The following is an 11,833-nucleotide window of genomic DNA, read 5'->3' as shown; positions in this document are numbered from 1 at the left end:
AATTTCCCCATTTTTTTACCATTTGTATTATTTATATACAAAGATTTATAAATGTAGGCGAGTTGGGTGCGGAGATCAAGCACTTTAACGACTATTTTCGGAAAACAAAAATTGTCAATTTTTACTTAAACAGACCTTTACTCGCTAGTGTTTTACCCACTAAAGATGTGACATTTTTACGTTCGATCATTGCTTGAGTTTGCTTTAAATAGGCTTGAAAGTGCGGTGTATTACGGTGCTGTTGGTAAGCGGTTTCATTCGCATAAATTTCAAAAAAACGCCACGCATTCGGCTGATCTTTGAGTGTGGCGCGTACATTAAAATCACGCCATTTTCTTTTGCCATCGACTGTTGCATCTCGTCTAACACTATCGCTTTAAAAGCTTCATTTTGTGCCGGTTTTACGCTCACTTCAGCTAAATTGATGAGATAATCACCGTTTTCAAATGCTGTAAGCGGTTGTTTTTCCAATAAAATTTGCGAATCTAGTGGCATGACTTTACGACCAGTTACTGCAGTTTTAGCAACTTCAACAAACTGTTTGAAATGTGATGCGTTAGTATGTGCTTGATAAGCGACTTTATCTTGGTAAAGTTCCAAAATCACATTTTTGCTTGGCTCATCTTTTTTCACAGTATGGAACATTGCCAGCGTGCCGGCTTCAGTTTGAATTGACGTGCCAAGATTTATTTTACCCACCGCATCAATCGCTTGCTGTTGTTCTGGTTTAACCGTTAGTTCAAATAGACTCATTTTTTGATCAGCATTACTCATTGTCGATACTCCCAATAAAAAAGTGGTAAGTAATCTTTTCATTATTGCAAACTCCTAATTAAGCTGTTCACACGCTCTGCGTGTTTTTTCGCTTCTTGTTTTTGGGCATTAATTTTTTCTTGATTTTCACGGCTGGTGTAGCCGATGCCGTTAGTGTAGATAAAACCTACATAATCAAGGTTGCAGAGTTTTGCCATCATTTCAAACTGCGGCGCAAGCTCTTCCATTGTATGCTCAAAAAAACCGTCTTTTTGATAAAGTGCTGATGGCGCACCTGTGGTAGTGGAGATAATCAATTTTTTGCCCGCTAATTTGGCGGTTGAACCGTGAGCGAAACCGTGTTCAAACACCTCGTCTAACCATAATTTCATTACGCCAGAAAAACTGAACCACGAGAATGGGAACTGGAACACGATAATATCGGCATTGAGTATCGCCGCCTGTTCAGCGGCAATATCAAACGTACCATTTTTAAATAGTTGATCTAATTTTCGGATTTCCGCATTCGGCAATAATTTTGCCGTTTCATCTAAAATCACTTGGTTAGCGATAGAGGTTGTTAAATCAGGGTGTCCTGAAACGATAAGCACATTTTTCATGTTGAGATCCTTATTTTCCTGCAAATTCACTAATATTTGCGGCAATTAATTTCGGTTCAAATTCACGGATGTCATAGCTGGCTAAGTTTGGGTAGTAACAATCTTCCGCTAAAATTTGATCCAACTCCGCACGGCTGTCAGTGTGAGCAAAAATCACGCCAGCATTAGCTTGATCTTTGAATGGTCCGAGCATTAAAAATTTTCCCGCTTGAAAGTATTTTTTGAACCATTCTACGTGTTCAGCAAAAAGTTTTTCTTGTTGTTCTGCGGTTACATTGTTATTTACAGCAATGTTGATGATATACATTTTGTTGTCCTTTATTCGTTGAAAGTGTGGCTATTTTAACTTAATGATTTTTAATGATAAGATGATGAATACTTAATTTATTCTTAGGTAAAACTACACAATGAATAGCTCAATCTATAACGCACTTACCATTTTCCATACTATTGTTGCTGAAGGATCTATCTCAGGGGCGGCACGGAGATTGCAAATGACATCACCTTCAGTGAGTCAGTCGCTGAAACTGCTTGAAAAGCATATTGGTTTGCCTCTTCTTAATCGAACGACTCGAAGAATGGAATTAACCGAAGCAGGACATCGTTTAATTGATAGCACTCAAAATGCCTTGCAATCGCTTTCAACTGCGGTGGAAACCGTGCAAGATTTGAGTGAGAAACCAAAAGGGTTGGTTCGTATGACCGTGCCACATATCGCTTACTGGTTGTTGATCGAACCGAGATTAGGGGAATTTGCTGAGCAATTTCCAGATATTCAGTTGGAAATTTCAATCAATGACGGCACAGTGGATATTCTGAAACAAGGCTTTGATTTGGGATTTCGTTTTGGGAATCAGGTTGAAGAGCAAATGGTTGCCAAAAAGCTGACCGAGCCGTTTCGTTTAGGCATTTACGCTTCAAAAACTTATCAGCAGAAATATGGATTACCTAAAACAATCAATGGCTTACAACAACATAAACTAATTGGTTTTCGCTTTGCAACCAGTAACTGTGTTATGCCATTAACATTGCAAGATAAAGGGGAAAATCTTCGTATAGAAATGCCAATGCCGATGATCGTTAATAGCTTGGTGGTCGCAAAATCCGCTATTTTACAAGGGGTGGGAATCGGACGTTTTTTTGAACCACTTATGGCAATTCAGCCTGATAGGCAAGAGTTTATACCTGTATTAGAAAAACATTGGCAAACTTTTGGGGCGTTATATCTTTACTTTATGCAAGCACAGCCAAAAAGTAGGGCGAATTAAAGCGGTGATTGAGTTTTTTACCGCAACTGAATAAAAAAACAAACTGCACTTTAATAGTTAAGCTTAATAAGAAAACGAACTAAAGTGCAGATTTTTATAACAACATATAAGTCATTTTACAAATGAGGGCTTACTTTCTTCACCAACTAAGCAAATAAATCGTTTAAGCCTTCAATAATGGTCGGGTGGGTAAAGATCTGGTTTTTGATATAGCTTGCCGGAATGTTGTAGTCCATCGCCATTTTAAACAGATTGATAATTTCATGCGCTTCCGCACAGAATAACGTTACACCTAAAATTTCGTCCGTATCCGCATCAATAATGGCTTTCAGCAATCCGTCTGTTTGACCCAATACTTTGGCTTTTGGAATCATTTCGGCTTTCATTTTCTTCACAATTACATTGTGCCCCGATTTTTGTGCCGCACTTTCGGTTAAACCGATATGCGCAAACGGTGGCTCGGTAAATACCGCTGTCGGGAATACCGCACGATCATCACGGCTACGTTTACCTTCCGCAAATAATTGGTCTCGCACAATGCGGTAATCATCTAATGAAATGTAGGTAAACTGCGCAGAACCGGCAACATCCCCCATCGCCCAAATATGTGATTTACCTGCAACACGTAAGTGTTCATCGGTAATGATTGCGCCTCGCTCATTTAGCTTAATACCGGCATTTTCAAGTGCTAAACCTTGCGTATTGGCACGGCGACCGATCGCCACTAATACTGCATCGGCAATAAATTCACCTTGATTGGTGACTACGGTAGTCGAATCTGTATTTTCAACAAAACGTTCCGTTTGCACAGCTAAATGCACTTGGATACCTTTACGATTCAATACATCAAGCATCGCTTCTGCCATATCACGATCTTCACGTGCTAAGAAAGTATCGCCATTCTCTAAAATAGTAACTTGGCTACCAAATGCTTGATACATAAAGGCAAATTCTAATGAAATATAACCGCCGCCAACGATCACAAGACGATCCGGACACTCAGTTAAAGATAGAATGCCGGTACTGTCATAAATTCTCGCACCATCCGCACCTTCAATCGCTAAACGATTTGAACTCGCACCGGTATTGATAAAAATTTTATCGGCACGTACTTCAAACTCGCCGTCACGACCGTTTAATAACACGGTATGTTCGTCTTTAAAACTCGCTTTAGCGGTAATAATACACACGTTTTCAAGACTATCTAATTTTGCAAAGTTTGCTACTCGTAATTTACCAATTAAGCCGTTTTTTGCCGTCATTGATTGATTAAATAACGCAACTTTATCAGATACATTTTGCCCTTTCTGTCCTTCTACCAATAATTTTTTAGAAGGAATACAACCGATATTGATACAAGTGCCGCCATACATTGCTTCACTTTGTTCCACCAAAATTACCGATTGCCCTGCTTTAGCTAAATCCGTCGCTAGAGTTTTACCTGCTTTACCAAAACCAATCACCAAGTTTTCTACTGTAATATGCTCCATAAAATATCCTAAAACCTAATAATAAAAAAAGATTTTTATAAGTCGCAATATATAATTAAACCTTACAAAAAAGCGGTCGAATCTGCAAAATTTCTTGCAAATTCAACCGCTTGTTAAACTCATATCGACTTATAAGTTAATTTTTTGTCCTTTGCTCGCACTTTCAAATGCCGCTTCGATAATCTGTAAAACTAGCGTCACTTCCGCTACTTTTACAACTGGCACTGCACCAGTAGAAATTGCATGATATAAATCATCAAATAGCTTTTGATAACTCACTTGCACATTTGGATAAGGCTGACGGATTATCTCCCCTTCAATTTCCGTATGTAATATACCCCATTCTGCTTCCGATTCTTCATTCCAATTTCCAACTGGTTGTACACCTCTATCTAAAAGCGATTCTTGAATATCTACCCCTTTTTTCACATAAGAACCGTTTTTACCGTGTAAAACTAGAGCAGGGTTTGGTTCGCGTGCATATTTAGAGGCTTGCAGTGCAACCTTTAAACCGTTTTCGTAATAGAGATGTATATCAAAGTTATCATCTACTAAAGCTCCGTCATGCTGATAACGAATATCGGCAAATACCGCTTGTGGTTTGCCAAATAAATAAACCGATTGATCAATTAAATGTACACCTAAGTCATAGACTAATCCTGTTCCACGATCACCCACTTCTTTCCAAGCCTTTGGATTTTTACCTTTCGCATAACGATCGAAACGAATTTCACAATCTACAACTTCACCGACTAAATTTTTATCTAAAATTGCTTTTGCCGTAGCAATATGACTGTCCCAACGGCGATTTTGATAGACATACAACACCACATTTTGCTGTCTAGCTAACATTTCAAGTTCTAATGCTTCCATAGAACTTGCCACTAACGGTTTTTCAACCAGTACGTGTTTACCGGCTAATAAGGCACTTTTTACCATTTCATAATGTGTCTGATTTGGCGTAGTAATCACAATCAAATCAATGTTCGGCGTAAGTAATTCTTGATATTCATGCACAATATCCACATTTGGCAACCATTCCTTTGCACGTTCGGTTGTTCTTTCATACACCTTTTGAATACAAAAACGTTCATCATTTTTGAGAAAAGGAACATGAAACAAACGGCTGGAATAACCGCTTCCGGCAATTGCAACATTAATAGTTTTCATAGTTTATGTCCTTAAATAAAGAAGATAAGCATGAGTATAGAAGAAAAAAGTAAGTTAAGATCTTTTTTATTTGATGTTAAACAAATAATTATATAATTCATCCAAAGTGCTTTTAGCTTTTCTCAAAGACCAGCTGATAAGCTGATCTTTTTCTAACTTTTCAATTCTTATCAAACCTTTATATATTTTATGTTATTTTTATAACTGTTTTTCACACTAAATTTTGGAGGTTATATGGCAAGCAGAAGGGGCAAGCCAGCTAACGAGCGTAGTGGCTTTGCTTGGTGCGGCAATTATTGCCGTACCGATTTTTAAACGTATCGGTTTAGGTTCAGTATTAGGTTATTTAGCCGGCGGTTTAGTCATTGGACCTTTCGGCTTCGGCTTATTTAGCGATCCGCATACCATTTTGCACGTTGCCGAACTCGGCGTAGTCATGTTTCTGTTTTTAGTCGGATTAGAAATGCGACCTGCACATTTATGGGGATTACGCAAATATATTTTTGGCTTAGGTAGCTTTCAGGTAGTGGGTGCGGCGATTGCACTCACCGGTTTAGTGATGGCATTCGGCTATTCATGGCAAGTGGCATTTGTCAGTGCGAGCAGGTTTCGTGTTAACTTCCACCGCGATTGTGATGCAAGTATTAAGCGAACGGGGGGAAATGACTTCCGAGCGAGGCCGCAAAATGGTTTCTATTCTGTTATTTGAAGATATGTTGATTGTGCCACTACTTGCTGTCGTTACCTTTTTATCACCAATTCATTCAGAAACGACCAGTACGCCAATTTGGCAAAAAATTGCGATTGCCGTGTTTGCAATGGTTTTCTTATTTATTATCGGCACCAAGGTGCTAAATCCATTCTTTAAAATGCTGGCACGTACCAAAATCCGAGAAATGATGACTGCCGTGGCACTTTTCGTGGTGCTTGGCTCTGCATTATTAATGGAAGTGAGCGGACTTTCAGCGGCAATGGGGGCATTTGTCGCCGGCGTATTGCTTTCTACTTCCAGCTTCCGCCACCAATTAGAAGTCGATATCGACCCATTTAAAGGCTTATTACTCGGCTTATTTTTCCTTGCGGTCGGGATGTCGCTCGATTTAAATGTGGTGTGGGATAACTTAGGGCTGATTATCTTCGGTGTAGCATTGATGATGCTAATTAAAGGTGGGGTGATTTTTCTAGTCGCTCGCCTTTCTGGCAGTAACAATTTAGACGCACACGACCGTGCAATCGTAATGGCACAAGGTGGTGAATTTGCGTTTGTATTGTTTGCGCAAAGACACGCACAAAAAGTGATTGATGACACGGTACACGCCAATATGACGGCAATTGTGGTGTTATCGATGGTCTTCACGCCGTTAATGATTATTGTAAGTCAGAAATTTATTGCACCTCGTTTGCAAAAAATTGATGAAATTAAACCGCATGATCATATTGAAGAGCAAAACCCGATTATCTTGGTCGGCTTGGGCCGCTTCGGACAAGTGGTTAATCATCTATTACAAATGACAGGTTATCACCCGACCATTATTGAACTGAACCCAAAACTTATCGCCGCAATGAAAAAACGTGGCGTAAAAAGTTATTATGGCAACGGCGCTCACCCTGATTTACTTAAAGCGGCAGGCATTCAAACCGCCCAAATGCTGATTGTCGCGATTGATAATCCGCAACAAGCGTTAGAAATCGTGAAATACGCACGCGCGTGAACCCACATATTAAAATTATTGCACGGGCTTATGACCGTTATCACGTTTACGACTTGGTACAATCCGGTGCAGATATTGAAGTGCGAGAAACTTTTGACAGTGCATTACGTACCGGCAAACAAGCGTTACGCGAACTCGGCTTGGATGCGGATAAAGTGCATGAAATCGGTAATATGTACTTCGGCAAAGATCGCCATAGCGTGAAACTTATGTCAGAAGTGTACGACCCGAAAATCGAGCGTTTCAAAAACGAAGAAATGTATCGTATCGCTCTCGAACAAGACCAAGAAATTATGGCGGAAATCCAGAAGATTTTGGCGAGAGAGTAATATTTACAAGCGGTTAAATTTTGCAAAAAGTTGGCAAATTTTAACCGCTTTTTTATTTCCTATTACTGATAACTCAATACACTTACCCGTTTAATTTATAAATAAAACTTTTGGTAATTATCTAAAAAGTTTAAAGTATAATTGAAACTTTTTGAAATTATCACTATAGTATCAATTATAAATTAAGGGAGGGTTATGAAAAAAGATTTAATCTTTCGTAGAAAATACCTGGAAAAAGTTCGTCCATTTATCGGTAAAAGCTTAATTAAAGTCTTCACCGGACAACGCCGTGTTGGCAAAAGCTACTTACTGTTTCAGATTATGCAAGAGATCCAAGTTGAGGATAGAAACGCCCATATCATTTATATCAATAAAGAAGATCTTGCTTTTAGCCACATCACAAATGCCGAAACGCTAAATTCATTTGTTCAAGAACAGAAAAAGCGCGGTCAGAAAAATTATATTTTTATTGATGAAATCCAAGAAATCACAGATTTTGAACAGGCATTACGCTCACTCCTGCTTGATGATGAATTAGATTTATATTGCACAGGTAGCAATGCTCACTTGCTGTCACGAGATATTGCCGGTGCATTAAGCGGACGGGCGATAGAAATTAACGTACATCCGCTTTCTTATTTTGAATTTTTAGAATTTATGCAGTTAGAAGACAGCGACAAAGCCATGTCGCTGTTTTTAAAATATGGCGGTTTACCTTATTTGAAAGATTTGCCGCAAGACAATATCGTGTTTGAATACTTGCGGAACATTTATTCCACTATCGCAATTCGGGATATTGTAAATCGTTATTCTCTACGTAATGTGCAATTTTTGGAACAATTGACGCAATTTTTAGCAAGTAATATCGGTAACTTGTTTTCCGCAAAAAAAATCTCGGACTTCTTAAAATCACAAAAAATTACCACTTCCACCACACAGGTGCAAAACTACGCTGAATACCTTGCCAATGCCTTTTTAATCCACAAAGTGCCACGCTATGACATTGAAGGAAAACGTATTTTTGAAATTGGCGAGAAATACTATTTTGAAGACTTAGGCTTACGCAATGCCCTCATCGGCTATCGAGTGCAAGACCGAGGAAAGTTACTGGAAAACACCATTTTCAATCATCTGCAAATTGCAGGCTATGAGGTTAAAATCGGTGGATTAAACAGCCAAGAAATTGATTTTGTTGCAGAAAAAAATGGCGAACGCATTTATGTGCAAGCCACACTGACAATTAACGAGGAAAAAACGCTAGAACGAAAATTTGGTAACTTGCTGAAAATACAAGATAACTACCCGAAATATGTGGTTACAATGGATGAGTTTGAGGGGAATACGTTTGACGGGGTGCAGTGTTTGAGTTTGAGAGTTTTTTTAAGGAGGTTTTGGGATAAGATTAGCTATTGTGTTGAGATTTAAGGAGAATGTTATGAATTTACAAAAGTATAGCTTTGGTAACCAGCATTAAATACAATTCCTCTTGACTTAAATTAACCTAAGGGTTAATATGTTAACAGTTCAGTTTATAGCTGATTTAATACATAGATAAGGCAAAGGAGCGAACTATGAAATTGACAAACTTTGGTAAATTTATAAGGGGGTACCGGATCGCCAACAATATATTATTAAAACAAATGGCGGATGCTCTCGGATTTAGTTCAGCGTTTCTTTCATCTGTAGAGAATGGTAACAAACCTATACCACAGGGGATAGAAGACAAACTCATAGCTAATTACAAGTTTTCTAACGAAGAGAAAGAAAATTTATATGAGTCTATTGATACAACAAGAACACACAGTACTATCAATGTTCCTCAAAATTCATTAGATCAAATGCTAGTTGGAGCGTTTTGTCGCAATTTTAATGAATTGGATGAATCTAAAAAACAGCAATTATTAGACCTATTAAAAGGAGTTAAATAGTGAATTCAGTTTTTTATCAAGAGGGATTTTCGGTTCCTCCAAAATCTAAAATGCAAATTGATAGCATAACTCAATTTATTAGAGCCGCTAATCCTGACTTAATTAACAAAGATGGGGCAATTGATGTATTAGCATTGCTGGAAATCAAATATGGAAAATATCATATTATCCCCGATCATGAAATGAAAGGTATCCTAGGATTAACGCTTCCTAGTGGAGATATTCTACTAAGACAAAGCGTTTATGATGGGGCATGTGACGGGAATGGCAGAGATAGATTTACTATCGCTCATGAGATAGCTCATGCCATTATGCATAAGGAACACATTGGATTAGCTCGCCCAGTAGAAAAGAGTACAAAAATTTTTTGTAATGCAGAATGGCAAGCAAATGAATTTGCAGGACGACTACTACTCCCTGATAACTATATTGAACTTTATAAAGGTTCATCTGTGGGAGATATTGCCGAGATGTTTGGGATTAGTTATGAATGTGCCCAAATAAGAATAAATAAATACAAAAAATGAAAAACCCAATCATAAGAATTGGGTTTAGGTGGTAATAAATACGCCAATATTTATTACTATGTATAGTTCTCCATCCGCTATACACAATGTGTACAAAGAAGAACACCTTCGAAAAACGGTGCCCTATATTCTAGTTAAATTGTACTACGTTGTCTATAAATAAGTGATGGCAATTTAGATCTTATATAGGAAAAGTAATTTATGTCGCAAAAACATAAACCCGCTCCTAAAGGCTTTAAATGGATTTTTACTCCGCAACGTAGAGTTCGTGGAAAATCTAATAAAGTTCTTTATGCTAAAGACTACGGCTATGAATCTTGGTGTTTCTTAGTTCGTGTATAATAGCTTAATGTTCTAACTATATAAAATGCCGTCTGAGAAATTACCTTTAGACGGCATTCCTTCTTCACAAGCGGTCAAATTTCCCTAAAAACTTGCAAAAATCCAACCGCACTTCAAATCTTATCCATGAAACTCCGCTAATTTTCCCCTACCAATCCCCCTTTCCCTCAAATTCTTCCACTAAAAAATCCACAAAGTCATGCGGATGGCTTGGGAGAGTTGGCGGCGGGAGGGATAAACGGCGTACACTTGATAAGTCGGCATTTGCCAGTCGGGTAGCACAATTTGTAGTTGATTGTTTTCGAGCTGTTGTTCAATAAAATACTTCGGCAACATTGCGATGCCACCGTCTGCTAAGGTGAAATTAAGTAATGCACCCTTGTCGTTGATGGTGAGTTGGCTGGTCAGTTCTAATACAGTTTCTTGTCCGTCTTTGATAAATGTCCACTCTTTTCGGTTTACATTTGCGTGTGCTAAATAACGATGATTAACTAATTCTTGCGGTGAGTGAATTGTGCCGTGCTGAGCCAAATAAGCAGGCGTTGCCACTAATAAAGAATGGCAAGGGAATAATGGGCGAGCCACGACATTTGGATCGGGATTGTTAGTAAAACGGACGGCAAGATCGATTCCCTCTTCAACTAAATTTACCGTGTTATCCGCCAAAATCAGTTGAATATTCAGCTTCGGATGTTTGGCTAAAAAAGTACGAATCGCATTGAGCAAATGGGTCCGCCAAATCTTGCGTTTGAAGCAATTCTTAACGAACCTCTTAACTCACCTTGTTTAGTTACAAAATCTTGCTCAATGGCCGAGGTTAATTCCGTCATTTTTTTGCAATATTCGACCGCTTGTTCGCCAGCATCGGTCAGTGAAACGTGGCGGGTGGTGCGTTGCAAAAGCCGAGCGTTAAACCATTCTTCCATAAGGGCGACTGCACGGGTAACTTTCGGGCGTGAAAGATCCAATCGTTCTGCCGTTGCAGTAAAACTGCCGGTTTCCGCCACCATTAAAAACACTTGAATTGCAGTAATTCTATCCACTTTTCACTCTTATTGTTTCAATTTTTAAAACAATTATATTCAGAAACCAGCCTTTTTCCCATTTTTTATTTCAATATAATGGCAACAGATTATTTGAAACTATTCAAGTCAAGCAAAGGAAAATCAATATGAAAAAATTACTTAAAACTGCAGTAATTTCAACCGCACTTTTAGCCACAACAGCAACAATGGCACACACCACACCGGAGCAAAATAAGAAGAACGCTCTTGAGTTTTATGAATTAGTGTTTAACCAACACAAAGTACAAGAAGGCACAGACAAATATATCGGCAAAGAATATTTACAGCACAACCCGACCGTAGCCGACGGTGGCAAAGCATTTGTGGACGCATTCGCGCCGTTCTTAAAAGAACATCCGCAATCACGTGCTGAAATCAAACGTGTGGTAGCGGAAGGCGATTTAGTAATGTTGCACGTTCATAGCAAGTTAAATCCGCAAGATAAAGGCGAAGCGGTGGTGGATATTTTCCGCTTCGACGAAAACGGCAAAATCGTAGAACACTGGGACGTAATCCAAGCCGTACCGGAAAAAACGGCAAGCGGTCGTTCAATGTTCTAACGCAAATTTCAATTCACAAGCGGTCGAAAAACGAGAAAGTTTTGCGACCGTTTTTTTATTGTAAAATAGA

At 38.7% G+C, this 11,833-nt stretch carries 12 protein-coding genes and 2 pseudogenes; 7 read left to right on the top strand and 7 right to left on the bottom strand.

Annotated elements, in window-relative coordinates; genetic code table 11:
* Positions 1–121: 121 nt before the first annotated feature.
* Genes NYR89_RS01305 through NYR89_RS01290 form a run of 4 tightly spaced genes read right to left on the bottom strand, consistent with a single transcriptional unit; the run spans position 122 to position 1,680 of the window.
* A complete protein-coding gene (locus tag NYR89_RS01305) occupies positions 122–268 on the bottom strand; it encodes a putative quinol monooxygenase (RefSeq protein ID WP_279446624.1) in 147 nt (48 codons plus the stop codon).
* Positions 205–816, bottom strand: a complete 612-nt coding sequence (locus tag NYR89_RS01300) for a putative quinol monooxygenase (protein ID WP_279446013.1) — start codon at positions 814–816, stop codon at positions 205–207. Before NYR89_RS01300 ends, NYR89_RS01305 begins: the two co-directional genes overlap by 64 nt.
* Positions 816–1,373, bottom strand: coding sequence for an NAD(P)H-dependent oxidoreductase (locus tag NYR89_RS01295; RefSeq protein ID WP_279446012.1), 558 nt, complete (start codon positions 1,371–1,373; stop codon positions 816–818). The genes NYR89_RS01300 and NYR89_RS01295 overlap by 1 nt, the downstream gene beginning before the upstream one ends.
* Positions 1,374–1,383: 10 nt before the next feature.
* Complete coding sequence (locus NYR89_RS01290; RefSeq protein ID WP_279446011.1) at positions 1,384–1,680, bottom strand: YciI family protein; 297 nt, start codon at positions 1,678–1,680, stop codon at positions 1,384–1,386.
* A gap of 100 nt (positions 1,681–1,780) precedes the next feature.
* Here NYR89_RS01290 and NYR89_RS01285 point away from each other — a divergent pair, with 100 nt between their 5' ends.
* Entirely contained in the window at positions 1,781–2,641 is an 861-nt protein-coding gene (locus tag NYR89_RS01285) for a LysR family transcriptional regulator (protein WP_341536360.1), read from the top strand.
* Between the two features lie 146 nt (positions 2,642–2,787).
* Here NYR89_RS01285 and NYR89_RS01280 read toward each other — a convergent pair whose 3' ends face one another.
* Complete coding sequence (locus tag NYR89_RS01280) at positions 2,788–4,131, bottom strand: FAD-dependent oxidoreductase (protein WP_279446010.1); 1,344 nt, start codon at positions 4,129–4,131, stop codon at positions 2,788–2,790.
* A 129-nt stretch (positions 4,132–4,260) separates the two neighbouring features.
* Positions 4,261–5,301 (bottom strand): Gfo/Idh/MocA family oxidoreductase, encoded by a 1,041-nt coding sequence (locus NYR89_RS01275; RefSeq protein ID WP_279446009.1) that lies wholly within the window; start codon positions 5,299–5,301, stop codon positions 4,261–4,263.
* 232 nt (positions 5,302–5,533) lie between these two features.
* Between NYR89_RS01275 and NYR89_RS01270 the strand changes: the two are divergent.
* The 5 genes and pseudogenes from NYR89_RS01270 (at position 5,534) to NYR89_RS01250 (ending at position 10,139) form a co-directional block, all read left to right on the top strand.
* A pseudogene (locus NYR89_RS01270) lies at positions 5,534–7,342 on the top strand (monovalent cation:proton antiporter-2 (CPA2) family protein).
* A 195-nt stretch (positions 7,343–7,537) separates the two neighbouring features.
* The gene (locus tag NYR89_RS01265; RefSeq protein ID WP_279446008.1) at positions 7,538–8,767 is read left to right on the top strand and encodes an ATP-binding protein; all 1,230 of its coding nucleotides are present in this window, start codon (positions 7,538–7,540) and stop codon (positions 8,765–8,767) included.
* Positions 8,768–8,913: 146 nt separating this feature from the next.
* A complete protein-coding gene (locus tag NYR89_RS01260; RefSeq protein WP_279446007.1) occupies positions 8,914–9,270 on the top strand; it encodes a helix-turn-helix transcriptional regulator in 357 nt (118 codons plus the stop codon).
* Complete coding sequence (locus tag NYR89_RS01255; protein ID WP_279446006.1) at positions 9,270–9,797, top strand: ImmA/IrrE family metallo-endopeptidase; 528 nt, start codon at positions 9,270–9,272, stop codon at positions 9,795–9,797. The genes NYR89_RS01260 and NYR89_RS01255 overlap by 1 nt, the downstream gene beginning before the upstream one ends.
* A 201-nt stretch (positions 9,798–9,998) precedes the next feature.
* Positions 9,999–10,139, top strand: a complete 141-nt coding sequence (locus tag NYR89_RS01250; RefSeq protein ID WP_279446005.1) for a hypothetical protein — start codon at positions 9,999–10,001, stop codon at positions 10,137–10,139.
* Between the two features lie 148 nt (positions 10,140–10,287).
* On the opposite strand, the pseudogene NYR89_RS01245 reads toward NYR89_RS01250, so the two are convergent.
* Positions 10,288–11,182: pseudogene (locus NYR89_RS01245) on the bottom strand (LysR family transcriptional regulator).
* Positions 11,183–11,310: 128 nt separating this feature from the next.
* Here NYR89_RS01245 and NYR89_RS01240 point away from each other — a divergent pair.
* Positions 11,311–11,763, top strand: a complete 453-nt coding sequence (locus tag NYR89_RS01240; RefSeq protein WP_279446004.1) for a nuclear transport factor 2 family protein — start codon at positions 11,311–11,313, stop codon at positions 11,761–11,763.
* Positions 11,764–11,833: the final 70 nt, after the last annotated feature.

It is taken from the genome of Actinobacillus arthritidis, assembly GCF_029774155.1.
GTDB classification, from domain to species: Bacteria; Pseudomonadota; Gammaproteobacteria; order Enterobacterales; family Pasteurellaceae; genus Actinobacillus; species Actinobacillus arthritidis.
Note: the sequence above shows the minus strand (reverse complement) of the source record. Positions and strands in the feature narration are given on the sequence as shown.